Annotated in this window: 23 protein-coding genes and 4 pseudogenes; 8 read left to right on the top strand and 19 right to left on the bottom strand. The window is 38.5% G+C overall.

The window, feature by feature from the left end; genetic code table 11:
- Positions 1 to 4: 4 nt before the first annotated feature.
- A pseudogene (locus ACFJIZ_RS13040) lies at positions 5 to 1237 on the top strand (ABC transporter permease).
- Positions 1238 to 1294: 57 nt separating this feature from the next.
- Here ACFJIZ_RS13040 and ACFJIZ_RS13045 read toward each other — a convergent pair.
- The 6 genes and pseudogenes from ACFJIZ_RS13045 to ACFJIZ_RS13070 all read right to left on the bottom strand — a co-directional run bounded on the left by ACFJIZ_RS13045 (position 1295) and on the right by ACFJIZ_RS13070 (position 6971).
- Positions 1295 to 2029, bottom strand: a complete 735-nt coding sequence (locus ACFJIZ_RS13045) for a tyrosine-protein phosphatase (RefSeq protein WP_379084627.1) — start codon at positions 2027 to 2029, stop codon at positions 1295 to 1297.
- Positions 2030 to 2031: 2 nt separating this feature from the next.
- A pseudogene (gene rfbB / locus ACFJIZ_RS13050) lies at positions 2032 to 3085 on the bottom strand (dTDP-glucose 4,6-dehydratase).
- 3 nt (positions 3086 to 3088) lie between these two features.
- Positions 3089 to 3571, bottom strand: coding sequence for a hypothetical protein (locus ACFJIZ_RS13055; RefSeq protein WP_379084629.1), 483 nt, complete (start codon positions 3569 to 3571; stop codon positions 3089 to 3091).
- An 83-nt stretch (positions 3572 to 3654) separates the two neighbouring features.
- Positions 3655 to 4673, bottom strand: a pseudogene (gene galE / locus ACFJIZ_RS13060) (UDP-glucose 4-epimerase GalE).
- Positions 4673 to 5661: pseudogene (locus ACFJIZ_RS13065) on the bottom strand (UDP-glucuronic acid decarboxylase family protein). The pseudogenes galE and ACFJIZ_RS13065 overlap by 1 nt, the downstream one beginning before the upstream one ends.
- Positions 5661 to 6971, bottom strand: a complete 1311-nt coding sequence (locus tag ACFJIZ_RS13070) for a UDP-glucose dehydrogenase family protein (protein WP_379084632.1) — start codon at positions 6969 to 6971, stop codon at positions 5661 to 5663. Before ACFJIZ_RS13070 ends, ACFJIZ_RS13065 begins: the two are co-directional and overlap by 1 nt.
- A gap of 94 nt (positions 6972 to 7065) precedes the next feature.
- On the opposite strand from ACFJIZ_RS13070, the gene ACFJIZ_RS13075 reads away from it, so the two are divergent.
- On the top strand, positions 7066 to 8250 hold the full coding sequence (locus tag ACFJIZ_RS13075; RefSeq protein ID WP_379084635.1) for a 3-deoxy-D-manno-octulosonic acid transferase: 1185 nt from the start codon (positions 7066 to 7068) through the stop codon (positions 8248 to 8250).
- Here ACFJIZ_RS13075 and hemH read toward each other — a convergent pair.
- The 4 genes from hemH to ACFJIZ_RS13095 all read right to left on the bottom strand — a co-directional run bounded on the left by hemH (position 8247) and on the right by ACFJIZ_RS13095 (position 12126).
- Complete coding sequence (gene hemH / locus ACFJIZ_RS13080; RefSeq protein WP_379084638.1) at positions 8247 to 9260, bottom strand: ferrochelatase; 1014 nt, start codon at positions 9258 to 9260, stop codon at positions 8247 to 8249. The two genes, ACFJIZ_RS13075 and hemH, sit on opposite strands and share 4 nt — an antisense overlap.
- Before the next feature lie 156 nt (positions 9261 to 9416).
- Positions 9417 to 10265, bottom strand: coding sequence for a 4-hydroxy-3-methylbut-2-enyl diphosphate reductase (locus ACFJIZ_RS13085; protein ID WP_379084641.1), 849 nt, complete (start codon positions 10263 to 10265; stop codon positions 9417 to 9419).
- A 58-nt stretch (positions 10266 to 10323) separates the two neighbouring features.
- Entirely contained in the window at positions 10324 to 10947 is a 624-nt protein-coding gene (locus ACFJIZ_RS13090) for a glycerol acyltransferase (RefSeq protein WP_379084644.1), read from the bottom strand.
- Between the two features lie 669 nt (positions 10948 to 11616).
- Positions 11617 to 12126, bottom strand: coding sequence for a phosphoribosyltransferase family protein (locus tag ACFJIZ_RS13095; protein ID WP_379084647.1), 510 nt, complete (start codon positions 12124 to 12126; stop codon positions 11617 to 11619).
- Between the two features lie 135 nt (positions 12127 to 12261).
- Here ACFJIZ_RS13095 and ACFJIZ_RS13100 point away from each other — a divergent pair, with 135 nt between their 5' ends.
- A complete protein-coding gene (locus ACFJIZ_RS13100; protein ID WP_379084650.1) occupies positions 12262 to 12978 on the top strand; it encodes a head GIN domain-containing protein in 717 nt (238 codons plus the stop codon).
- An 84-nt stretch (positions 12979 to 13062) separates the two neighbouring features.
- Here ACFJIZ_RS13100 and ACFJIZ_RS13105 read toward each other — a convergent pair whose 3' ends face one another.
- From ACFJIZ_RS13105 to ACFJIZ_RS13120, 4 genes are all read right to left on the bottom strand, one after another.
- Complete coding sequence (locus tag ACFJIZ_RS13105) at positions 13063 to 14514, bottom strand: M28 family peptidase (RefSeq protein ID WP_379084653.1); 1452 nt, start codon at positions 14512 to 14514, stop codon at positions 13063 to 13065.
- A gap of 103 nt (positions 14515 to 14617) precedes the next feature.
- Positions 14618 to 15004, bottom strand: coding sequence for a hypothetical protein (locus ACFJIZ_RS13110; protein ID WP_379084656.1), 387 nt, complete (start codon positions 15002 to 15004; stop codon positions 14618 to 14620).
- The gene (locus ACFJIZ_RS13115; protein ID WP_379084659.1) at positions 15001 to 15672 is read right to left on the bottom strand and encodes a hypothetical protein; all 672 of its coding nucleotides are present in this window, start codon (positions 15670 to 15672) and stop codon (positions 15001 to 15003) included. The genes ACFJIZ_RS13110 and ACFJIZ_RS13115 overlap by 4 nt, the downstream gene beginning before the upstream one ends.
- Positions 15672 to 16643, bottom strand: a complete 972-nt coding sequence (locus tag ACFJIZ_RS13120; protein WP_379084662.1) for a polyprenyl synthetase family protein — start codon at positions 16641 to 16643, stop codon at positions 15672 to 15674. The genes ACFJIZ_RS13115 and ACFJIZ_RS13120 overlap by 1 nt, the downstream gene beginning before the upstream one ends.
- A 69-nt stretch (positions 16644 to 16712) precedes the next feature.
- Between ACFJIZ_RS13120 and ACFJIZ_RS13125 the strand changes: the two genes are divergently transcribed.
- The 3 genes from ACFJIZ_RS13125 to ACFJIZ_RS13135 are packed head-to-tail and all read left to right on the top strand — an operon-like array spanning position 16713 to position 18181.
- Positions 16713 to 17228 (top strand): hypothetical protein, encoded by a 516-nt coding sequence (locus ACFJIZ_RS13125; protein ID WP_379084665.1) that lies wholly within the window; start codon positions 16713 to 16715, stop codon positions 17226 to 17228.
- The gene (locus ACFJIZ_RS13130; protein WP_379084668.1) at positions 17200 to 17703 is read left to right on the top strand and encodes an alpha/beta hydrolase; all 504 of its coding nucleotides are present in this window, start codon (positions 17200 to 17202) and stop codon (positions 17701 to 17703) included. Before ACFJIZ_RS13125 ends, ACFJIZ_RS13130 begins: the two co-directional genes overlap by 29 nt.
- A 1-nt stretch (position 17704) precedes the next feature.
- Entirely contained in the window at positions 17705 to 18181 is a 477-nt protein-coding gene (locus ACFJIZ_RS13135) for a YdeI/OmpD-associated family protein (RefSeq protein WP_379084671.1), read from the top strand.
- Between the two features lies 1 nt (position 18182).
- Here ACFJIZ_RS13135 and ACFJIZ_RS13140 read toward each other — a convergent pair whose 3' ends face one another.
- Both ACFJIZ_RS13140 and ACFJIZ_RS13145 read right to left on the bottom strand, forming a co-directional pair.
- Positions 18183 to 18866, bottom strand: a complete 684-nt coding sequence (locus ACFJIZ_RS13140; protein ID WP_379084674.1) for a LytR/AlgR family response regulator transcription factor — start codon at positions 18864 to 18866, stop codon at positions 18183 to 18185.
- Positions 18863 to 19939, bottom strand: coding sequence for a sensor histidine kinase (locus ACFJIZ_RS13145; RefSeq protein ID WP_379084677.1), 1077 nt, complete (start codon positions 19937 to 19939; stop codon positions 18863 to 18865). The genes ACFJIZ_RS13140 and ACFJIZ_RS13145 overlap by 4 nt, the downstream gene beginning before the upstream one ends.
- Before the next feature lie 183 nt (positions 19940 to 20122).
- Between ACFJIZ_RS13145 and ACFJIZ_RS13150 the strand changes: the two genes are divergently transcribed.
- Together ACFJIZ_RS13150 and ACFJIZ_RS13155 are read left to right on the top strand one after the other, a co-directional pair.
- Entirely contained in the window at positions 20123 to 21289 is a 1167-nt protein-coding gene (locus tag ACFJIZ_RS13150) for a TlpA family protein disulfide reductase (protein WP_379084680.1), read from the top strand.
- Positions 21290 to 21442: 153 nt separating this feature from the next.
- Positions 21443 to 22528, top strand: coding sequence for a redoxin domain-containing protein (locus tag ACFJIZ_RS13155; protein ID WP_379084683.1), 1086 nt, complete (start codon positions 21443 to 21445; stop codon positions 22526 to 22528).
- A 58-nt stretch (positions 22529 to 22586) separates the two neighbouring features.
- On the opposite strand, the gene ACFJIZ_RS13160 is transcribed toward ACFJIZ_RS13155, so the two are convergent.
- The 3 genes from ACFJIZ_RS13160 to ACFJIZ_RS13170 form a co-directional block, all read right to left on the bottom strand.
- A complete protein-coding gene (locus ACFJIZ_RS13160) occupies positions 22587 to 24002 on the bottom strand; it encodes a rhodanese-like domain-containing protein (protein WP_379084686.1) in 1416 nt (471 codons plus the stop codon).
- Positions 24003 to 24184: 182 nt separating this feature from the next.
- Entirely contained in the window at positions 24185 to 25201 is a 1017-nt protein-coding gene (locus ACFJIZ_RS13165; RefSeq protein WP_379084689.1) for an asparaginase, read from the bottom strand.
- A 10-nt stretch (positions 25202 to 25211) separates the two neighbouring features.
- On the bottom strand, positions 25212 to 25979 hold the full coding sequence (locus tag ACFJIZ_RS13170; protein WP_379084693.1) for a TatD family hydrolase: 768 nt from the start codon (positions 25977 to 25979) through the stop codon (positions 25212 to 25214).
- Positions 25980 to 26029: the final 50 nt, after the last annotated feature.

Genomic DNA, 26029 nt, shown 5'->3' on the forward strand with positions numbered 1-26029 from the left:
TCAAATGACTTATACCGAAAACGTAAGACTTGCGCTACAATCTATTAAGAGTAACCGACTTCGTACCATGCTTACAGCATTGATCATTGCGATAGGTTTGTCGGCCTTGGTTGGCATTTTAACTACCATAGATGCAATCAAGAAAAGTATGACGGAAGCTTTTTCGAGTATGGGAGCCAATTCCTTCAACATTAGAAACAGAGGAACTGGGATCAGGATTGGAGATCAGGCAAAAGACCAAAACCTTTCAAATCTATCCGTTATGAAGATGCGATCAATTTTAAAAAGCAGCTGAATACACCCGCTACAGTTTCGGTAAGTGTTTTTGCCAGTGGTGGTTCTACAGTTAAATACGGACAGGAAAAAACAAACCCAAACATCAACGTACAAGGATTAGATGAAAACGGCCTGGCCTCTTTAGGTTTGGAGTTGGCGCAAGGAAGGAATTTTAATGCTGCCGAAGCCTTGGCAGGCAATAATGTCTGTATTATTGGTAATGAGATTGCCACCACATTGTTCAAAAATGAATCTCCATTAGATAAAATCGTTACAGCAGGTAACAATAGATTAAGGGTAATTGGTGTACTTGCTTCTAAAGGCTCTAGCATGGGCCAAAGTACAGACAGGGCGGTTTATGTCCCTTTGTTCAAAGCTAAACTGATCAACTCCAACAACAATCCATCTTATACCATTACAGTAATGGTACCTAATAACGATATGATGGACAATATCATTGGCGAGGCTACTGCCGAATTTAGAAACATCAGAAAAGTAAAGAATCGGCGAGCCAAACAACTTTGAAGTGACCAAAAGTGATGCGGTAGCACAGACACTTTTTGAGAACCTGGCTTATGTGGTTATTGGTGGGGTAGCCATTGGGGTGATTACACTTTTAGGTGCTTCAATTGGACTGATGAACATTATGTTGGTTTCTGTAACTGAAAGAACCCGCGAAATTGGGATCAGAAAGGCCATTGGTGCTAATCCAGCCGTAATCCGTAAACAGTTTTTGATTGAAGCTGTGGTGATCTGTTTAATGGGGGGAGCCTTAGGTATCCTACTGGGTATTGGTATCGGTAACCTCATCTCCTTCTCTATGGGAGGTTCGTTTATTATCCCTTGGCTGTTTATTTTGGGAGGATTTGTACTTTGTGTTTTTGTTGGGATTGTATCAGGTTATTACCCAGCTAAAAAAGCATCAAAACTAGACCCAGTAGAAGCGCTTCGCTACGAGTAATCCTATAAACCTATCGAGATAAATCGATATTTAAGGCACTAAAAGTACCTTACACAGTTACAATAAAAGATTGTTGATTTGAGGTGCGGCCAATATTTTTTGCAGCCTATCGAGTTTTAAGCTTTCTTTTAAAGCATCGGCATGACGAAGGTGGTGCATATCCGTTCCTAAAAAATCGACACAGTAATTATCAATCAGTTCTTCTGCTGTTTGTTTACTGCTTTTACCATAATAACCGGTTAGGGAAATGGTATTCAGTTGCAATAAACAACCTGTATCTCTGATCTGTTGATGACTTTCTATCGAGTTGTAGTAGTAGGGATATCTTTCTGGATGTGCCAGCACAGGCTGATAACCAGCATCCTGGATCTTGGCAATCACCTCAAATAAATTATGGGGTGCATTGATATAAGAGAGTTCAAACAACAAGAAATTCTTTCCAAAAGTCAATACTTCTTTTTTGGCAATCTTGCTTTCGAAAGTTTCATCAAGATAATATTCTGCAGCAGCATCTACTTCTAGGTCGATGTTGTTCTGCAACAAACCTTCCCTTAAGGTATCCAATGCTCTGTTTACAGTAGCGGGAGTATTACGGAAATAATCGGCCATGATATGCGGAGTAGCGACCAGTTTTCTATAACCCAGTGCCTTAAACCGTTTGGCCAGCATTAAAGAATCATTCAGCGTTTTGGCGCCATCATCTATCCCCGGAAGGATATGTGAGTGCATATCAGCCCCAATGGCTGAAAAATCCAAACCCGCTTCTTTTTTCTTACTAAATAAACCAAACAAACTTACCTCCCTTTATATTGATTGTCATAATAAGCCTGATAGTTGCCTGAAGTTACATTGTTTAACCACTCTTCGTTTGCTAAATACCAATCTACAGTCTTAGCCAATCCTTCTTCAAATTTCAAACTCGGAACCCAGTCTAATTCCTGCTGTAGTTTTGTCGAATCTATGGCATAACGTAGGTCATGACCAGCCCTATCTGTTACAAATGTAATTAACTTTGCTGATTCTCCATTTGCTCTGCCCAATTTTTGATCCATAATTCCACATAATAGATGGATCAGGTCGATATTTTTCCATTCATTATGTCCACCAATGTTATAAGTCTGCCCAGTCTTTGCCTGATGAAAAATCACATCAATAGCCCTTGCATGGTCTTCTACCCATAACCAATCTCTTACATTCTCGCCTTTACCATAAACTGGCACAGGTTTATTGTTCTTGATATTGTTGATGGCCAAAGGAATTAATTTCTCTGGAAAATGGTGTGAGCCATAATTATTTGAGCAATTGGAGATGACAATGTCCAATCCATAAGTATCGTGATAAGCACGAACAAAATGGTCAGAACTTGCCTTAGAAGCTGAATATGGACTATGCGGGTCATAACTGGTTGTTTCTGTAAACATGCCTGTGTCGCCCAAAGCTCCATAAACTTCATCAGTAGAGATATGATAGAAACGTTTTTTGTTATAATCACCTTTCCAATATTCCCTAGCAGCATTCAACAAATTAACCGTACCGATCACATTGGTCAATACAAAAGCGCTTGGAATCAGCTATTGAACGATCTACATGCGATTCTGCAGCCAGATGGATCACTGCATCAAAATTTTCTGTCTTAAAAAGATGGTTAATTGTAGCCGCTTCGGTAATATCTGCCTTTACAAATCTATAATTACTTTGATCTTCTATATCAGTAAGGTTTGCCAGGTTACCGGCATAAGTCAATGCATCAAGATTCACTATTTCATAATCTGGATAATGTTTTACAAACCTACGTACCACATGAGACCCAATAAAACCTGCCCCTCCGGTAATTAAAATCTTCTTCATAATTTATAGTTGTTCGGGTAAACCTAGGTCTTTTGCAACGCTGGCCATCTTTCCCTTATATATTTTTTCGAGTAAATTGTCTAGTCCTTCTTTTAGATCAAACTGAAGATCCTCATGCAATTTATCAAATTTACGCAAAGTAACTAATGTTGATTTGATAAAATAAGTTGCAAATACCTGCTCATGATCTTTACTTGAAGAAAAAATCCGACCCTTAAATTGAGTGACCGTGTTGTTAAAAAGAAATATTCTCAATTCAACATCTTCAAAGTTAGCCTTGGTCACCCTTAAATTATGGTTCACCAATTTGGCCAATCGGCGTAGGGCAGTCAATACATCCTTAGCATTCAGATTCTTGGTCTCAGCCAATTGCTGCATGGTTTGTAAAACCTCTGCTTTGATATGGGCAATCCTATCCCTAAGGTTGCTCTCATCTTCCAATAGTAAAAAATGCAAATGTTCGGTAAGCACCTTATCTTTGGCCACCAAGCGAAGTAAGAGTTTGTCTTTTTCTTTTGGTGGTAAAGCTAAGTCTCCATTTTAAGATCTTTGTGCTCACTTAATTTCATTTAAAAGGGGTTATCTCTTAAGTATTTCTCCCAGTTCCAGGCAGAGCTCATCATTTCTTCTAAGCCCAAATCTGCTTTCCAGCCTAACACCTTATTAGAATGGCTTACATCGCCATAGGTCTGCTCCACATCGCCCTCTCTACGTGCACCAATTACATAATTTAGCTTTTCGCCTGTTGATTGTTCGAATGCATGGATGATTTCCAATACAGAAGAGCCTTTTCCGGTACCAACATTAAATACCTCATAATTAGCCCCTTTTCCAGTTTCTAGTCTTTTAATCGCCGCTACATGAGCCTTTGCCAGATCAACCACATGGATATAATCTCTTATGGCAGACCCATCTGGGGTATTGTAATCATTTCCATATACAGTAATTGCCCCTCGTTTGCCAATCGCCGATTGTGTAATAAAAGGAATTAGGTTCTGAGGTACGCCAATGGGCAGCTCTCCAATCAATGCAGATGCATGGGCACCTACTGGATTGAAATAACGCAAAGCGATGACTTTTAAATCGGGTGTTACGGCACAAGTTTCCTGCAGATATCTTCTGCGATCTGCTTGGTATTACCATAAGGTGATTCTGCTTTTTTTACAGGCGCATCTTCTGTTACCGGCAATTGATCTGGTTGACCATAAACGGTACAAGATGAAGAGAACACCAATTGGGTCTTACTGTTAAACGCAGTAAGGATATTAATGAGTGAATAAAAGTTATTTCGGTAATATTTCAACGGTTGCTGTACCGATTCGCCTACTGCTTTAAAAGCTGCGAAATGAATAATACCATCAATGTCTTGGTTTGCATTGGCAAACATGTTCACTTCTTGCTCATTGCACAGATCTAATTGTACAAATGCAGGTTTTTTACCACTGATCTTTTCAATCTGGTCCAATATCTTAGGGTCCGAATTCGAAAAATCATCAACCACCACTACTTCATAACCAGCATTAAAAAGTTCTACAACTGTATGTGAACCAATATATCCCGTACCACCAGTAACTAATATTTTCGCCATTACTTGTTATAAGTATTAAAGTTTTTATGTTCTTTGTTTACTAAGGCTTCTTTTGGCAAGGACCTAAAATAGTCGTAGGTGATCTTTAGACCTTCCGCTCTATCCACTTTTGGCTCCCACTTCAAGAGTTCTTTCGCCTTCGTAATATCTGGTCTGCGTTGTTTGGATGATCCGTTGGTAATTCCTTGCAGATGATCTTTTGTGTAGTACCTGTAAGTTTGATAATCTCTTCGGCAAAATCCATCATGGTAATTTCATCTGGATTGCCAATGTTAACAGGTTGCGCATAATCGCTAAACAACAAACGGTAGATGCCTTCTATCAAATCGTCTACATAGCAAAACGACCGGGTCTGGCTACCATCGCCAAATACGGTTAGGTCTTCGCCCCTTAGCGCCTGTCCGATAAATGCTGGCAAAACACGTCCATCATTTAGGCGCATCCTTGGACCATATGTATTGAATATCCTTACAATTCTTGTCTCTAGGCCATGAAAGGTATGATAGGCCATGGTCATTGCTTCTTGGAAACGTTTAGCTTCATCGTATACACCTCGCGGCCCCACAGGGTTTACATTGCCCCAGTATTCTTCAGGCTGTGGGTTTTCTGTCGGATCGCCATATACCTCAGAAGTTGAAGCGATCAACAACCTTGCACTTTTCGACCTTGCCAAACCTAACAGATTATGAATCCCTAAAGAACCGACCTTTAAAGTCTGTATAGGAATCTTCAAATAATCGATTGGGCTTGCTGGTGAGGCAAAGTGTAAAATGTAATCTAAATTACCCGGCACATATACAAACTTGGATACATCGTGGTGATAGAATTCAAAATTCTCCAGTTTAAAAAGATGGGCTATATTTTGTAGATCACCTGTAATCAGGTTGTCCATGGCAATTACATGGAAGTCTTCCTTAATGAAACGATCACAAAGGTGTGAACCTAAAAAACCGGCAGCTCCTGTAATTAATACCCTTTTCCTCTCCATTATTTAATTAGTTTACGGCCAACACTGTTATAGTAATAACCTAGGTCTATCATTTTTTGAAGATCGAATAAATTACGACCATCAAAAATCACTTTGTTCACCAATAGCTGGTCCATTTTCTCGAAATCAGGATTACGGAACACAGACCATTCTGTAGCGATCAACAGCGCATCTGCATTTTTTAAAGCATCGTATTGGTTGTCGGCAAAACTGATCTGGTCGCCTAATATTTCTTTCACATTATTGATGGCTTCTGGGTCAAATGCGCTAACCGTAGCTCCATTTTTAATCAGCTCATCAATGATATACAAAGCTGGTGCTTCTCTAATATCGTCCGTTTCTGGTTTAAATGCCAAGCCCCATAATGCAAAATGTTTGCCCTTGATATCGCCTTTATAATATTTTAACAGTTTATCGATCAGTACTGTTTTTTGTTTTTCATTTACATTCATCACCGCTTTCAGGATTTGAAAGTCGTATTGATGTGTCTCTGCCGCAATGGCCAATGCCTGCACATCTTTCGGGAAACAACTTCCTCCATAACCGATACCTGGGAAAAGAAAACGTTTGCCGATACGGTCATCAGAGCCAATCCCTTTACGTACTGCATCTACATCTGCACCAACAATTTCGCAGAGGTTGGCAATTTCGTTCATGAAGGTGATCTTGGTCGCCAAGAAAGAGTTGGCTGCATATTTTGTCAGTTCAGAAGAACGTTCGTCCATAAAGAAAATCGGATTTCCTTGACGCACATATGGTGCATACAACTCTGCCATCAATTTCTGGGCCTTCTCACTTCTTGTACCAATCACTACGCGATCAGGTTTCATGAAATCATCAACAGCAACACCTTCGCGTAAAAATTCCGGATTAGAAACCACATCAATCTCTACAGTTGTGTTTGCAGCAAAAACGGCCTGAACCTGATCGGCTGTGCCAACTGGAACAGTAGATTTGTTAACGATCACCTTATATTCGGTAACGAGTTTTGAAATGTCTTTTGCGGCTCCTAAAATATAAGAAAGATCTGCGGCACCATCACCGCCGGGGGGGGTTGGCAGGGCCATAAAGATGATCTGTGCCTCTTTAACTGCAAGGGCAAGGTCAGTGGTAAAAGATAAGCGGCCTTGTGCAATGTTACGGTGGAACAATACATCTAAACCAGGCTCATAGATCGGTACTTCGCCAGCAACCATTTTTGCAACCTTTGCTTCGTTGATATCAACGCAGATTACATTATTACCTGTTTCTGCTAAACATGTTCCAGTTACCAGGCCCACATATCCAGTTCCAATTACAGCTATCTTCATATATTAATAGGCGGATTTAAATTTATTCATTTATCTTCGACGAAGATAATAAATTAGACGCAAAATGCTTTGGATTTATAACATTGGGATCACAATGTATGGCTTACTTTTAAGGTTCGCTTCACTTTTTAATGCTAAGGCAAAGCTTTTTGTTGAAGGAAGACATCATATTTTTGAAAACATTGCGCAAAAAGTAGATGCGGATGACGAACCGATCTGGTTTCATTTTGCTTCATTGGGCGAATTTGAGCAGGGAAGACCCGTTTTGGAAGAACTAAAATCTATCCATCCACAACGAAAGATCATCGTCACTTTTTTTTCACCCTCTGGTTATGAGGTTAGGAAAAACTACGCTATGGCAGATGTTTTCTATCTACCCTTAGATACTGCTGCGAATGCCAAAAAGTTCATCAATATCGTCAATCCAAAACTGGCCATATTTACCAAATACGAATTTTGGTTCCATTACTTTAAGGAGCTAAATAGTAGAAAGATACCTCTTTATCTTATTTCGGGTATTTTTAGACCTGACCAAACTTTTTTTAAGAGCTATGGCGGATTTTACAGAGGGATTTTAAAGTTTGTGACCCATTTCTTTGTGCAGAATGAAGAAAGCGTAAGCCTTTTAAAAAGTATCGGAATAGAACAGGTAAGTTTAAGTGGTGATACTCGGTTTGACCGGGTTTATGAAAATGCACAACATCCAAAAAAATTGAGTGATGTGGAGGCCTTTTGCGGCACCCAACCTGTATTTATTGCAGGCAGCACATGGCCTGAAGATGAGAAATTATTGGTCGATCTGGCCGAAAAGAATCCAGATTGGAAATTCATCATTGCACCGCATGAGATTGGCGCCAACCATATTGCAGCTATTGAAAGTCTGTTTCCTAATTCAATAAAGTATTCCGTTCTCAAATCTCAAATCTCAAATCTCGAGCCTCAAATCTTAATCATCGATAACATCGGCATGCTTTCTTCTTTGTATCAATATGCTAAAGTAGCTTACATTGGAGGGGGATTTGGTGCAGGTATACACAATACTTTAGAAGCTGCAGCTTTTGGTCTACCCGTTATTTTCGGACCTAAGTATGATAAATTTCAGGAAGCAAAAGATCTGATTGAAATTGGAGCGGCAAAAAGTATCCATACCTCGGCAGAACTATTAACTGCATTTGACCATTTCAAATCGAATGAACAGGCGGCTACCGCTGCTCAAAATTATGTGGCACAGAAAAAAGGAGCGACTGAAATGATACTTAAAGCCTTAAATCAAGATTAAGCATTGACCATTTCTGCTAAGGCCTCAATAAATTTCGGATGATCGTTTAAGCTCTCTACCAATTGTACATGTTCTCCACCTAAAGCTTTGAACTCTTCATGGTATTCTACCGTGATCTCATAAATGGTTTCTAAACAATCTGCAACAAACGCCGGACTGAAAACCAATAATCTTTTCTTTCTTTCGGCAGCCAATCTCTTCAAAACATCGGTGGTATAAGGTTGTACCCATGGCTCTTTACCTAAACGCGATTGAAAACAAACCGTGTATTTCTCTCTTGGCAAACCCAATTCTTTTGCCAATAACCTTGCGGTATCATGCCCTTGGGCAGAATAACAGAATTTGTTGGTATCGTTAAGCGTTTGACAGCAATCGGCAGTTTTTAAACAGTAGGCACTCGTATGGTCGCATTTTAGCAATTGTCTTTCAGGTAAACCATGGAAACTGAACAATACATGATCGTAGGTTTCTGGTTGATGCTTTCTTGCATTTTCTGCAAAAATCTCAATCATCTGCTTGTTGTCGTGAAACGAATTGATGAACGATATAGGTGGAATAGTCTGCCATTTGCTCACCAGTTCCATTACCAATTGCATTACCGATCCAGTACTTGCCGAAGCATACTGCGGAAACAATGGAATAACCTTGATACTTTCTACCAGACCCGCCTTTAACTTGGCCAAACCTTGCTCAATAGAAGGGCTTTGGTAACGCATGGCCAGTTCTACCTGATAACCGTCGCCCAATTTGTCTTGCAAAAGTTGAGCTTGAATCTTGCTGTAATGCAACAATGGAGAACCATTCTCATTCCAGATTTCTTTGTACAGCTTTGAAGTTTTAGGGCTACGGAAAGGAACGATAATTCCTTTGACCAATAAAGTACGGTTAAATTTAGGGATATCGATTACCCTTTCGTCCATCAAAAACTGATCGAGATATTTTCTTACATCTGCAACTTCTGGACTATCTGGCGTACCTAAATTAACTAATAAAACTCCTTTTTTCCCCATAACTATAATATTGAAGCACAAACGATACTGTTCTACTTCAGATTGATGCTAAAATTTTGAATGGCAAATATACATTAACCATAAATCTCTTAAAAGGATAGGCCTAAAGTCTATCTGTTTTAATTGAATAATTACTTTTTAATGATTGAGAATGGGTCAATAAGATTCGAGTTCTGCTTTTACCTTTTCCATTAACCACATTGGTGTAGATGTTGCACCACAGATACCAACCTTATCATTTGGTTTGAACCAGGTTTTATCCAGTTCTTCTACATTAGAGATAAAGTAAGAGTTGGTGTTGTATTTTTTACAAACATCATATAATACCTTTCCGTTAGAAGATTTCTTGCCAGATACAAAAACGATCTGATCATAACCAGCCACAAAGTTCTCCAACTCTTCGTAACGGTTAGATACCTGTCTGCAAATGGTATCATTGGCCTTTACATCATAACCTCGGCTCAACAATTCGCTTTTGATCTGATAAAACTTATCAGTGCTTTTGGTAGTTTGACTGTAAAGCGTGAATTTATTGGGTAGCTCCATTTGGTCTAGCTCGGCCAGATCCTGAAAAACAACAGCCTTGCCATCTGTTTGTCCTTGCAGACCAATCACTTCTGCATGACCATGCTTACCAAAGATGAAGATTTTTTCATCATCGTCATGAGAGTTTTTAATCCGGTTCTGTAACTTCAAAACTACTGGGCAAGAAGCATCAATTAAGGTCAAATTGTTGTTCAAGGCCAATTCGTAAGTTGATGGTGCTTCACCATGTGCCCTGATCAGTACTTTTTCATTAGAAAGTTGCTGCAATTTTTCGTGGTCTATGATCCGAAGTCCTTTTGCCTTTAAGCGTTCTACCTCTTCGTCATTATGTACAATATCTCCTAAACAATATAGATATTCTTCATGGTCTAAGATATCCTCGGCCATGTCTATGGCATAGACCACGCCAAAGCAAAAGCCCGATGATTTATCTATTGTTACGTTTAAATTGTATCCCATTTTAAATTGCTCCAATTATTATACAAAAATACGCAAAAAGAGTTTCAGAATTTAAAGCTTATGATGCTTTTTGCGTTTGTTTTAAAATCGCTTTGTCATAATGTTTGTTATACTCACTTTTAAGCAATTGCAAACTTACATATTCTTCTGCCTGCCATGTGGTTAAATAAGCTTTGGCTTTTGGTTTTCTATGGTTAAAATAATCGATCAATATTACAGAGAATACCGTCTGGAATTTCTTTTTAGAGGCATTTACAACCTGCATCACTCCTTTTTCGAAAGCAATCGTATCTACATGTGCCGATTTGATCTTGCCTTGTGGAAAGATAAGTACCAGATTTTTAGGGTCATCAAGCAAGGTACCCGCATAGATCAGGGTTTCTAATACGTCTTTTCCTTTTTTTTCGGGAGCAAAACCACCAAAATACTTTAGGTAGCCCAATTGTTCATAATCATCGGTGGTAACCAATGCATGAAACTGTTTTTTAAACACTTTCTTATTGAGCTGAAAAAGCATGAAACCATCCCACCAACTGAAGCGATTGGCCAAAAGCAATACTGCTTCGTCTTCTTTAATTGCCAGATCGTTATGGGTAAAGGCCGAAAAATCCTTCTTTAGGATATAACCGATATACCAAGCGTAACATTTAAAGATCAGACCATTTTTTTGGGGGAGATACATTTAGGAAAATTGCAAAAAAATAGGCTCATTTGCAAATTGCATTTTATGGGCCGTTACAGGTGTTGGTTAGCTAAACCTGATTGGAGTGGCTGCCGATTTTTCTTCGGCAGGAACGAAAAGCAGGACTGGACTGACCGAAGAGTGATGAACAATGTTTTTCTAAAACTCAATAAATCGTTTTTTTGCATCTATGAAAGATTTAGGAAAGCCGATTTCTACACAATTTCAGCGTTAGCCGGGCTTTACATTCCAATCTTTTTGCGTTTTCACAGGCCCATTCACACAAAAAGGATTTCCATTGCAATCCCGTTTAGCACACACAGGTCTATGCAACTATTTAGGGTTGCAATAAGCCAAAAACTACTACCATTGTAATATAAACCTGATTGGAGTGGATGCCGATTTTTCTTCGGCAGGAACGAAAAGCAGGACTGGACTGACCGAAGAGTGATGAGCAATGTTTTCCTAAAATTTCAATAATAAATCTATTTATACCAGGCTAGGATTAAGGAAAGCCGATTTCTACACAATTTCAGCGTTGGCCGGGCTTTACATTCCAATCTTTTTGCGTTTTCACAGGCCCATTCACACAAAAAGGATTTCCATTGCAATCCCGTTTAGCACACACAGGTCTATGCAATTATTTAGGGGTGCAGTTTATCAACAAGCCTAGCTCAAATAAACACGGTCTTCTTCTCCTTCAACATCCATCACTACATCTACATGTTCTTTTAAGATGGTAGAAAGCTCTAGACCTACAAAATCGGTAGCGATCGGGAAAATTTTATGGCTTCGGTCTACCAAAACAACCGTTCTGATTTTTTTATGTGGCGTATCTAAGAAAACACCCAGGCCATAAGCTAAAGTTTTGCCACTGTTCAGTACATCATCAACCAAGATAATGACCTTATTTCTCCACTCACTTTCTTCCAGATCTGTTTTAGATACCAATTTACTGTTCTGTTTCTCTAGATCAATCCGCAGCAAGGTTACCTTAAAACTTGCAATCTCTTTTAAAACCGCACTTAAACGCAAAGCAAGCTTATACCCACGGTCCCAGATACCTGCCAGCACAATTTCCTTTTCATCTAAATTATCTTCCAAGATCTGATAGGCAATTCTGTTGATCTTTTGGGCGATCTGCTTTTGGTCTAAAATAAGTACTTGATTTTCTGGCATAGTAAGCAAATTAAATCTATGCTACAAAAGAACGACTTTAAGCCTCAAAAACAAACACAAAAAAATATTTTACTTTCTTTGCAACATTTGCCCTATCGCCTGCGTCTTATGGATATTAATTAAACGAGAAAAACTATGAGAATTGCCAACTTGATCAAAACAAGCCTACTTTCCTTGTCTATTATTGGACTGGGGATGAGCACTGTAAATGCACAAACCAGCAAAAATGTTGGAGTGAAAAATTTCAATTCGGTTAGTGTAAGAAGTGGCATCAATTTGTACTTAACGCAAGGCACAACTGAAACTGTGACTATTAAAGGCGATGAAGACCTGATCAAAGATGTAGTTGTTGAGCAAAATGGTAGTGATCTTACCATTAAATATAAAGAGGGCGTAAATTGGGGCAGGTTATTCAAAAACCAGAGCATCAAGGTTTATGTCAATTACAAAACCTTAAAAGGATTAACTGCCAGTGGTGGTTCTGATGTTTACACTCAAAACACCTTAAAAACAGACCTATTGAATGTAAAGGCAAGCGGTGGTTCGGATGTAAAACTGACCTTGGCCTGTAAAGACCTGAATTTAGAGATCAGTGGGGGCAGCGATGCCGATTTATCCGGAAGTGGAGAAAACATGAGCCTAAGCGCTAGTGGCGGTAGTGATGTAGATGCTTTTGGTTATGTTGTAAATTATGCTAAAGTAAACGTAAGTGGCGGTTCTGATGCCAATATTTTTGTGAACAAAGGACTAGAAGCTGGCGCAAGTGGCGGCAGTGATGTAAGTTATAAAGGCAATGCGTCTTTAAAGAAAACCACTTCTTCAAAAAGTGGCGACATAAGACGTGTTAATTAGTAAATTTTAGTTTAGTTTTTAGTTAAAACGCCTGTATTGTGGATGCAATACAGGCTTTTACATTTCTAAATCATTAGCGATCTGCTAATCCTTCCATCTCCATTCGCCCGCAATCTTTAAGGGTTCTTTTAATCTTTGATCCAATAAAAAGCGTTCTAGTTCTGCTTCATTCTGTTTTTTAACAGGGATTTTTGGTGTATTTGCCAAGGCATAGGCCAAGATTGCGCCATAACGAACAGTATTCTTTAGCCCTTGCTCATCAACCAATTTAAACACATCACCATCTGAATGGTAATACGGACCAGAATTATTTGGTAACCTACCACCTGCACCACCACCAGTTGGAATACCTTCTAGCATAAATGGTTGATGGTCGCTATGCAAGCCAGCGCCGGCCAAAAACATATTTTTAAAGTTGGTATCGATTTTAACTACATCTGCTCCCCATCCTTTAAAAAGCGGCTCCAATTCTTCTCTTGTCGTAGAAAATCCTTTTGGATCATTGGTCATATCATAGTTGAGCATAAAGCTAACCTGATCTAAGGTTTTGTTCTGTTTGGCCTGTTGTACATAAGCCTTAGAGCCTAAAAGACCTTGCTCCTCGCCCATAAACAATACAAATTCTACCGTTCTTTTTGTTTTAAGGTTTAGCTTCTTAAAGGTACGGGCCATATCGATTACCGAAAAAGAGCCAATACCGTTATCGATGGCTCCTGTTGCCAAGTCCCAACTATCCAAGTGTCCACCTACTACAATTTTTTCTTTCGGAAATTCTGTCCCTTTAAATGTGGCAATTACATTGCGTGCTTTGATCAAACCTGAAAAATTTGTCATTTCAATTGAAGCAATTTGGTTACCTGCTTTCAGCTTTTCTTTTAAAGCCATTCCACTTTCCAATCCGATACATACGGCCGGAATAGGAATGAGCTTACCCGTAACCGAAGCTGTACCTGTTAATAAAACACCATTTTTTACCGTATTGATAATGATGACACCAATGGCGCCATTTTTTGTGGCGATGGCTGTTTTTTCAGAACGGTGTAAAGAGGGTGTTCCTTTTGGCGAACCAGGCAAAACACCTAAATAGATCAAGGCTATTTTACCCCTTACTTTGTCACCCAACGCTTGATAGTCTGCTTCCAAACCATTACCCACATCGATCAAATCAGCCGTAACATTGGCTGCAACCGGCGAGTGCGCCAAGGTAACAGCCCTTACCGGTGCCAGTTCTGCACTAGAAGCACCTATTTTTACCGCTATGGTTTTTCTGTTCCAACTCTCTACCTCAAATGGCTGAAACTTAACATCGCAACCATAAGATTTCAATAGATTATAAGCATATTCTTCAGCCTTTGCTCCATTTGCCGAACCTGTTAAACGGTGCCCAATAGTTGCCGAAGCATCTTTTAGATTGTTATAGGCATTGGATTGCGTTTGTACTTCGTCGCTTATTTTTTTAAATACAGGACCAAAGTTGTCTTGTGCACTTGCAGACAAGCTTAAGCTGGCAAAAGCCAGAATAAAGAGTTTTTTCATCAGATTAATTTTTGATGAAATTAATATTTTTTGCGAGGAACTCTCTTAACTCCTTGAATTTTTACAATAAATTTTGACTGGTGATGAACAGTATATCAATAGCCTAATGTATAGGAGTCTCCTTCTTTTTCGGAAAAACCAAAGATGCCACGATACTGGCTGTTAGAATAAATAAAATGACCAATAAAGAATGTTCAGTGGTAAAACCCCAAGATTTTAGGTAGTCGTGCGCCAACATTTTAATACCAATAAAGGTCAACAAAAATGCCAAACCAGTTTTTAGGTAGTGGAACTTATGGATGATGTTAACCAACAGGAAGAACATAGACCTTAAACCCATGATGGCAAATATATTGGAGAAAAACACGATGTAAGCGTCTTTGGTTACCGCAAAAATTGCTGGGATTGAATCTACGGCAAAAATCAGATCGGTAAACTCTACGATCAACAATACTAAAAACAAAGGCGTTAACAGGGTTTTTCCATTCACCTTAAGAAAAAACTTCTTACCCTCATATTTAGGATGATCTTAAAGAACTTAGAGGCAAACTTCACCACTTTATGATTGGCTGGGTCGATTGCATCATCCTCTTCTTTTGAAAAGAACATCTTTACCCCAGTAAAGATTAAAAATGCGCCAAACACATATAATATCCAGCCAAACTGATTGATCAGCGCTGCACCTGCAAAAATGAAGATGAAACGCATAATAATGGCCCCTAAGATACCCCAGAACAATACCCTGTGGTAATATTTTTCAGGTACTGCAAAAGCCGAAAAGATAAGTACAATTACAAAGATATTATCTACAGAAAGGGCATATTCTATTACATAACCCGTTAAAAACTCTATCCCAAGATTTTGTTTGTAGATCCTCAGGCTTTCTTCAAAATGCCCAGGAATTAATGTAATTGGATGTTTATGGGCCTTGACAATCTGTGCTAGCCTATCGTAGTTATCAATGCCATGCAGGTATTCTCCTTTAAGGATCAATAATAGATAAAAGCTGAGCGCCAAAACCACCATGATAAAACTCATGATACCCGCTTGTTTCAAGCTGATGGTATGGTCACGTTTACTAAACAAGCCCAGATCTAGTGCTAGGATCAGCACGATGAAAAGCAAAAAGCCACCAATGAATAATAATTCGTTCGACATTATTTTTTACGTTCTGTAGTATATCTCACCAATTGCTCTAATCCAATTCGCGCATCACTTTCTTCAAACTGATACAAAATATCAAAAGCCTGTTTTTGGTACTCCAACATTTTTTGGTTTGCATAATGCACCCCTTCTTTGTCGTTTACAAAATCTATGATCTCTTGTATTTTTTTTGGATCATCCTGATGGTTCTTAACCAAGTTGATTATCTTTTTCCGCTCTGCTTTTTCTGCTCTGTTCAGGGCATAAATTAGTGGAAGCGTAACTTTCTTTTCTTTAATGTCTATTCCTAATGGTTTGCCTACATCGTCCGTCCCAAAATCAAAAGTGTCATCTTTGATCTGGAAAGCAATACCGACTTTTTCGCCAAACAGGCGCATCTTTTCAATGGTTTCTTCATCTGCACCAGCTGATGCTGCCCCACAGGCGCAACATGAAGCAATTAAAGAGGCTGTTTTTTGACGTATCACATCAAAATACAATTCTTCGCTGATATCCATCCTCCTCACTTTTTCAATCTGCAACAACTCTCCCTCACTCATCTGTTGTACCGCTTCAGATACAATCTTCAACAAAGCAAACTCGCTATTGTTTACCGAAAGTAACAAACCCTTGGCCAATAGGTAATCACCTACCAAAACGGCAATCTTATTTTTCCATAAAGCATTGATAGAGAAAAACCCACGTCGCTCATACGCATTGTCCACTACATCATCGTGTACCAAGGTTGCGGTATGTAAAAGTTCTACCAAGGCCGCACCGCGATGGGTAGATTCTATAATTCCACCACATAATTTCGCTGCAAAAAAAACAAACATCGGACGCATCTGCTTCCCTTTTCTCTTTACGATATAATGGGTGATGCGGTTCAATAATGGTGCTTCACTATGCATCGAATCTTTGAATTTCGCTTCAAATGCATCAATTTCTGCAGCTATAGGTTGTTTGATCTGATTTATCCCTGGCATTCAGCTAAAAATGTGTCTGCAAACTTAGTTAAATTCCATTAAAAGCGTATTTTTAATCAAACTATTCATATGAAAATCTTTTTAAGCTTCGTAGTTGTTATTGTAGCAGCATTAGTGATTGTTTATTTAGTTGGCCCTAAGCCTGCCAAACCCAAGTACGACACTCAACTTCCAACTCTACCTGAGTTGGCTGACCTACCAGCTTATATAGCGCAACAAGAGGCCAAACATAAGGTAAAACCCGGCAATGAAGCCGAAATTGTTTGGGCAGACAGTACCAAAAGCCAAAGCGAATATGCCCTTGTGTACCTTCATGGTTTCTCAGCTTCCAAACAAGAGGGCAACCCAGCTTATAATTATCTAGCTAAGGCGCTACATGCCAACATGTACCTAGCCCGCCTGGCCGACCATGGTTTGGATACCGTAGCCCCCATGCAATACCTTACCGCTGATCGACTTTGGGAAAGTGCCAAACAAGCTTATGCCATCGGAAAAAGATTAGGCAAAAAAGTCGATCCTGGTTGGCACTTCTACTGGCGGAACCTTGGCCTTACAATTGGCAGCCACCTACCCAGATGTCAATAGCCTTGTGTTAATGTCGCCAAATATTGCCATTAACGATCCAAATGCCTGGTTACTCAACAATCCTTGGGGTTTACAGATTGCCCGTAAAGTTACTGGCGGAGACGAACGTAAAGTTGATGGCAAAAAACCGGCCTACAAAAAATTCTGGTATACCAACTACAGATTGGAATCTGTTGTAGCCTTAGAAGAACTGCTCGAGACCAGCATGAACAAAGAACTATTTGAAAAGGTAAAACAACCTGTATTGTTGCTTTATTATTTTAAAAGTGAAACCGAGCAAGATCCTGTAGTGAAGGTAGGTGCCATGCTTCAAATGTTTGATGAACTGGGAACACCTACCAGCCAAAAACAAAAGATAGCCATCCCAAATGCTGGCAACCATGTGATTGGTTCTTCCATTACTTCTAACGATATTGCGGGTGTAGAGAAAGCCATGGATGGTTTCATCAATGCCAGATTGGCGACTCTAAAATAAGATGACAACATATCATTTTGAGGCAAAAATCTATAAAATTGGCATCAACTGGGCTGTTGATGTCCCCTCATCAATTGTTCAGGAAATGACACCTGAAAAAGGATATATCCGGATCAAGGGACAAATCAATGGTTTTGAGTTTATACAGACTTTGGTTCCTGTAAAAAATGCCCCTTATCGCTTATTTGTGAACCTGATCATGATGAAAGGTGGAAAAACTGCCCTTGGCGAAACCGCAGCATTTAGCATTGCACAGAACCATACCAAAGTAGACCAGACTTATCCTATGCCAAAAGTATTATCGGATGCTTTAACCAAACATCAACTGCAACAACAATTTGATCAGCTCAGTGCTTCGAGAAGAAAAGATGTACTCAAATACCTGAGTTACCTAAAAAACGAGGAAACCATCCAGAAAAACATTGACAAATTAATTTCTCAGCTGCACAACAAAGACAAAAATGCCAGAATACCTTAAATTATAGCTTTGCTTTCTTCTGCATCAACATTTCTTTATAGTGCTCTCCTATCGGGATTTCCGTATCGTTGAGCTGAATTTGGTTTTTGCCAATTACGTTGATGTGCGATTGATTGACCAAATAAGAACGATGCACCCTGATAAACTGCTCTTCTGGCAATAATTCACCCAAATATTTCATGGTCATATGGACAATCAAGTTACCCGAAATTGTATATAACATGATGTAATCTTTAATAGATTGGGCATAAAGAATATCTCCATGCTCAACCTTAACCAATTTGCCCGAAACCTTAAAATAAGTATAGTCCTTTTTTTCGTTTATAGTTGTAGGCTGTGATTTAAAAAACTTGTCGAGGCTTTTATTGAAACGCTCTAGTGTAATTGGTTTGAGCAGGTAGTCAATGGCTTCTAGTTCATAACTGGCTACCGCATATTCAGAAAAGGCAGTGGTAAATATCACAGCAGGTGGATTTTTTAATGATTTGATAAAATCGATTCCGTTCAGTCCGGGCATTTTGATATCTAAAAATAATAGATCGATCTTTACATGATGCAAAACTTCAAAAGCCTCAAAAGCGGTATTGCACTTTTTGATCAGGCACAATTGTTCATTGCCATTTACATAACTTTCAATTATATCTAAGGCCAAAGGCTCATCATCAACAATTAGGCAGTTTTTCATTTCATTGTTAAAGTTAAGCTTACCTGATAAACTTTCCCATCATTTTGGATGTCTAATTGATATTGCTCAGGATATAAGATCTCCAATCGCTTCTCTACATTAGCCAATCCAATACCACCGCATTTTGTAACGTTCTGTTTAGCGATGCTATTACCCACTTCCATAGTGAGTTCGTCTTCATTTTTACAGATTACAACCGTTACAAAACCACTGGTTACTTCTTCAGCAATGCCATGTTTAAAAGCGTTTTCTATAAAGGGAAGTAACAATAACGGACTGATTGTACTTTGGTCGTCAATACCTTGTATATCTAAATTAATGGTTATTGCAGAACGATACCTTATATTTTCAACTTCTACATAATTCCGGATAAATGCAATCTCGTCTTTTAACCATACCTTTTTTTGATCCGATTGATATAAAATGTAGCGCATCATTTCTGATAGCTTGGCCACCAATGGAGCAGTATCTTTCGATTGTTTCAAGGCCAAAGCGTAAATATTGTTTAGGGTATTGAAAAAGAAATGAGGTTGCAATTGGGCTTTCAGATAAGTGAGTTCGGCTATTAATTGCTGTTCCTTTAATACTTTTAGCTGTTCGTCTTGTTGTAACGAACGGAGTAAAAAAGCAAAACCAATAATGGTAAAAAGAATACGGTTCAGTGTATAACTTATTATAAAATATATAGTTGGCCTGCTGAAATCTTTCAAGGCCCGTGCCTTTAGCTCAGCCGACACAAAAGGCAATTTGGTAATGGACCAATTCATTACATATTTATCGTAAATATGGCTTAAAACAATAAAACAGATAATACTAAGTACAATTGGGATCGCTTTTTTCTTAAACACATACCCTTTTAAGAACACCCAATAATAAATGCTATAGAAAATAAAGAAATAAGTACCAATAACCAATCGATACTCTAGAGCATCGGTAAATTTCCATGCATCGTGTTCCTCATAGAAGCTATATTCTATGTCGCTTATAATTGATCCAATGTAACAGATAAAGATAAAAAAGAACAATTCTATCTTGAAGTACTTCCAATCTGTTTTAGTCTTTAACTTGAACATGATACCAAGGTAGATAATATTTGTTTAGCTCTTTTTTAATTGATTTTGCTTTTCGACTAAAGCCCCTATTTTTTAGACTAAAATTAATTTTGGTCTTTCTGTCGAATTAATCGAATATCCTGTCTAATTCAAAAAAAAGGCACAATCACGATGTATAGATTTGTGCAACACAAACTTAAAATCATGAAACACAGCTTAACTTTTTTAGTTTTATCGTGCATTGCGCTAATGGCATCGGCCGAAAATGTAACAACACCCGAAAGTGTAATCAGCAAAACGAGTGAAACGCTCAACAATCTAAAATCTATCTCCTATAGTAGTTATAGAGAGATCAACAATTTCAAGGACAATTACTTTGCAAAGAATAGCGGCAGCAGTTACTTTGAATATGATGCTACAATTGATGGAAAAGTAGCGAGGTTCCAACTCCAAAATGAAAAAAGTCTACAAGTCTACAATGGAACAGAGTATTTCCTTTTAGACGATGCCGACAAGACTGTAGAGCTAGAAAAAAGGACTGCCAAGCAAATGGGAAGCATTTCTTTACTCTACAATTCCGTTACGACCCTCCGCATCGTTTTACCCTTGTTGCTAAAAGACCAAAATATTCCAAAATCATTAAAAGACACCGTAATAGAAGGCAAGAGTTATGATCTTGTACAGTTTGCATTGAACAAAAAATCGATGGAATTTCCAAGCGGCTTTACCAATTTTGATAGCGAGGTAATCAAATATTATAAATTGATCATTGATAAGGAAACAGCCTTACCTTATATGGTATTTGATGGAAATAGCATTCTTAAAGATCAATATTATACCAAAACGATTTTCACCAACATCAATGTTAATCCAAAATCTCCAGCAGAAGATTCGTGGTATTCTTCGAGCTATAAGGGCTACGAACAAAAAAAAGAAGGTATTCAAAATCCAATGATTAAGGTTGGTAGCATTCTTCAAAATTGGTCACTGCCCAAATACGACCCAAAAAAATCAGACCTGCTGAAATCTTCAGACCTTAATGGCAAAATTGTTTTGATGGAGTTTTGGATTAAAAACTGTGGTTATTGCATGTTGGCTTTTCCAGAAATTAAGGAACTAGAAGAAAAGTATGGCAAAAAAATCGAAATTGTAAGCGTTAATGCTTATGATAAGAAATCGGAAATTGACTTTTTTTACAACCGGGAAAAACCTAAGTATCAAATGTTATATAATGGTGAAAAGTTTGCCAATAGTTTAGGGATTTACGCCTATCCTGCCTCAATTATATTAGATAAGAGCGGAAAAGTCATTTACACCTCAAGAGGATTTGACAAGGAAGGGGTAGAAAAATTCCTTAAGGGAATATTGTGATTGACTAACCAGTACCTGATAAGATCCAGCCTTTTTTACTCTATCTTAATGCAACGTTTTTAAAGATCCTGTGTCTTTTAGGTTAGGGGCTTAAAATTTGAAAACAGAAAATTATTTAACTTAGTCTTCCCTATATATCTAATCTTAAATTACATGACCAACTTCAAACCAATCAACATTTTCTTTGTCCTTTTGATTTCTTCGATTTCAACAGTAGCACAGACCTTCAATATTACGGGCACAACAACAGGAATTGATGATGGGACCTGGCTCTACCTTAGAACTTCATCACCAGACAAAACTTTGGATTCGACAAGGGTAATGAATGGCAAGTTCAGTTTAATTGGAAAAACCAATGAAAAAATCTGCCAAATCATGATCCATACTTCTCAGTATAAAAACTATGTATTTTTTTGGGCAGCACAAAACACGCAATTGCAGTTAAAAAATGGGGAGTTCAAAAAAGCCACGATTACTGGTTCTCCAACACAGGATGAAGAAAATATGCGATCAAAGCTTAAAGCACCAAACCGCAAGTTACAAGATAGTTTAACTCAGCTTTTGGCCATCGTAAAAGATGATGTGGATAAAAAAGAGCTGAAAGAAAAATTGAATGCTGCAAGAAATGCAGAAAAAGAGTTGGACATCAATTATGTAAAAAACAATCCAAACTCCATTATTTCCGCGAATCTGCTAAGCATTTACAGCTCTACATGGGGCAAGGAAAAGTCGTCAGAACTATATGAGAATTTAAGTGCCAACATGAAGAATACAAGTTATGGCAAAACTATACATGATTTCATTACCTTGAACAAAGAAATAAAAATTGGAGGAAAATTTGTTGATTTTGAACAACAGAATGCCAGTGGCAAAAAGACCAAACTATCAGCTATCAAGGGGAAATACATTTTATTAGAGTTCTGGGGTTCTTGGTGTGGTCCGTGTAGGGAAGAAAATCCCAATCTCGTTAAAACCTATAATGCGTATAAAAGCAAAGGTTTTGAAATCTTAGGTGTAGCCGCCGATAACAACAAGGAGCAGTGGTTAAAAGCGATTAAAGATGATCAACTTCCTTGGGAAAACGTAAGCGATCTGAAAGGTGATAAAAATACCGCAGCCTTAATTTATGGCATCAATGCCTACCCTACCAATTTTTTAATTGATGAGAAAGGAATCATCATTGCTAAAAATCTAAGGGGAGATGCACTGAACAAAAAACTACAAGAACTATTACCTTAAAAACAAAAAAGGTTCGTGCAAACACGAACCTTTTTTGTTTTCCATTAGGAATATACTTTTATACTTTCATCGCCTTGCTTGGGCAGGCAAAATCTGTACGTTTTAAATTCGTAGCCTTAATAGCGCCATAACCACCTGCAATATCAATTACATTATTGATACCTCTTGCTTTTAAGATAGAAGCAGCAATCATAGAACGATAACCCCCGGCACAATGGATATAATAGGTTTCATTTGGGTTCACCTCAGTGGTCCAATCGTTGATGTAATCTAAAGGACGAGTTAAAGTCGCTTCCAAATGCTCTGCCTCATATTCGCCTGGTTTACGCACATCCAAAGCGTTCACGTGGTCATTTGTATTCAATACTGTTTCAAACTCTTCGGCAGAAATTGAGTGGATCTGATCTATTTCCTTACCCGAACTTTGCCATGCTTCCATTCCACCTTCTAGGTAACCAATGGTATTGTCGTAACCAACCCTAGCTAAACGGGTAATGGCTTCTTGTGCTTTTCCGTCTTCGGTAACCAACAATATCTCTTGTTTTAGGTCTGGTACCAAAGCACCAACCCAAGGTGCAAATTGACCATTTAAGCCAATATTTATAGCATTCGGGATGAAAGCCTTTGCAAACACCTGTGAATCTCTCGTATCCAAGATCAAGGCATTGGTCTGGTTGGCCTTGTCTTCAAATGCCTGAGGAGCAAATGCCACTAGGCCTTTTTCGTAAACATCATCAATGCTTTCGTAACCACCTTTGTTCATGGCCGCATTTTTGGCAAAATATTGTGGGGGTGGTAAAATTCCATCCGTTACTTCTTTGATAAATTGTTCTTTTGAACTGGCTTTTAAGGCATAGTTCACTTCTTTTTGATGGCCCAAAGTATCGAAAGTCTCTTTGCTCATGTTTTTACCACAAGCAGAACCAGCACCATGTGCAGGATATACGATTACATCGTCAGCTAAGGTCAAGATCTTGTTGTGTAAAGAATCATAGAGTGTAGCTGCCATATCTTCCATTGTCAGCTCACCTTGTTGTGCCAAATCTGGTCTACCCACATCTCCAATGAACAAAGTATCTCCAGAAAAGATGCAGTAATCCTTACCATTTTCATCTTTCAACAAATAGGTAGTCGATTCTGGGGTATGTCCTGGCGTATGTAAAGCAGTAATGGTAATGTTGCCAATCTTAAACTGCTCTCCATCTTTTGCAATATGTGTTTCAAAATTGGTTTTTGCGGTTGGACCGTATACAATTGTAGCACCTGATTTCTCTGCCAGATCGATATGGCCAGAAACGAAATCTGCATGAAAATGGGTTTCAAAAATATATTTGATCTTGACGTTGTTCTGCTCGGCCTTTTTTAAATATGGACTTACCTCACGAAGCGGATCGATAATAGCTGCTTCGCCATTACTTTCGATATAATAGGCCGCTTCGGCTAAACATCCTGTATATATTTGTTCAATTTTCATAGGAGTATAAATGTTTTAAAGGTAACGAGGTGACCTTGATTTTGCATCAATTGATCTATATTAAAGCCAAAGTTAGCCCCTTACAATACAAAAGTAAGCGTTAATATTTAGAAGCAGAATGATTTTAATCATAATTGCAGAAGTTTTACTTAAGCAGATTCGATTTTCAGCAACAGGTTCTTTTAGATTGTGAGTTCGCCAGCAATGGCAACCTCTAATCTCTGCTTGATTTCAGTTGTACTTAAACCCTGGCCTAAAAGATACATCAGTTTTGTAACCGTAGCCTCGAAAGTAAGGTCATAACCACTTACAATACCCATTTGCTGTAGCTCTCTACTGGTTTCATACAAACCTAACTGTACAGCTCCACCTTTGCATTGCGAGATATCGATAATGACTTTACCATCAGCAATCGCTTTTTGTAGGCAAGCAATAAACCATGGGGCTGTAGTCGTATTTCCAGACCCAAAAGCTTCTAGAACGATGGCATCTACATCAGATTCTGTAATTGCCTTTACTGCATTTTCGGTAATACCGGGATACATTTTGAGTACACCGATATTCGAATTGAATGAAGTATGGATTTCGAATGGATTTTTGGGAATCGGCAAAATATAGTTGGGATAAAAGGTCAGGTTTACCCCTGCTTCTGCCAAGATCGGGTAATTGGGAGAGGCAAAAGCCTCGAACTTCTCTGAATTGTATTTAATAGAACGGTTGCCTCTAAACAACTGATAATCAAAATAAACGCAAACCTCTGGCACCATTGCCCTTCCATTCTTTTTGGTGGCCGCAATTTCTAACGCAGTGATCAAATTCTCTTTGGCATCTGTCCTGATTTCGCCTATTGGCAATTGCGAGCCTGTTAACACGACAGGTTTAGCCAGATTCTGCAACATAAAACTTAATGCAGCTGCTGTAAACGACATGGTATCTGAACCATGCAGGATTACAAAGCCATCAAAATGATCATATTCTTCTTTGATCAGTTCAGCCAATGCTTTCCAGATTTCAGGATCCATATTAGAAGAATCTAAAATAGGATCAAAAGAATGAACAGATAATTGATAATCTAACCTAGCCAATTCCGGAACGTTTTCTTTGATCTGTTCAAAGTCAAAAGGGATGAGTGTACCCGTTTTGGCATCATTTACCATTCCAATGGTGCCGCCAGTATAGATGATTAAGATTTTGGTCATGTGATTTAGGTTAAAGCCCGAAGATTTTATTGGCATTTGCAGTAGTAATTTCGGCAACTTCTGCCAGACTAATCTGGTAAATATCTGCAACTTTTTGGGCAACGTGTATCAAGTAGCTGCTTTCATTTGGTTTGCCACGGTAAGGAACCGGAGCCAAATATGGAGAATCAGTTTCTAAAACGATGTCATGGATAGGAATTTGAGCTAAAACAAGGTCTAAACCAGCTTTTTTATAGGTTACGACCCCGCCGATACCTAAGTGGAAACCTAGATTGATGGCACGTTGGGCTTGTTCTAGGTTGCCCGTAAAGCAATGGAAAATACCCCTCAATTTTTCATCTTTCAGTTCTTCCAAGACATCAAAAACTTCATCAAATGCTTCTCTACAATGGATTACAAAAGGCAGATTAAGGTCTTTAGCCCAATTGATCTGCTGCCTAAAGGCATCTTGTTGTATGGCTAATGTTGTTTTGTCCCAATATAGATCGATACCGATTTCTCCAATCGCATAGATTTTCCGATTGGCAATGCTCTGGTAAATCGTGGCCAGTTGGGACTGATAATCATCTTTTACATCACAAGGGTGTAGGCCTGCCATTGCAAAACAATTTTCTGGATATCTACTAACCAAGTCATCAATCATTTTAATGGAAGCTACATCAACATTTGGCAAGAAGAGGCGTTTCACATCAAATGCAAAACATCGCTCCATCAATTGCTTCTGTTTCTCTAAATCTTGTTCGTAATAAAGATGGGTATGGGTATCGGTCAACAACATATGCAAAGGTATTTTTTATTTGCTAATACAGAAAAATGAAGCCTAAAAAA

This window comes from Pedobacter sp. UC225_65 (assembly GCF_042698365.1).
Classification (GTDB): Bacteria; Bacteroidota; Bacteroidia; order Sphingobacteriales; family Sphingobacteriaceae; genus Pedobacter.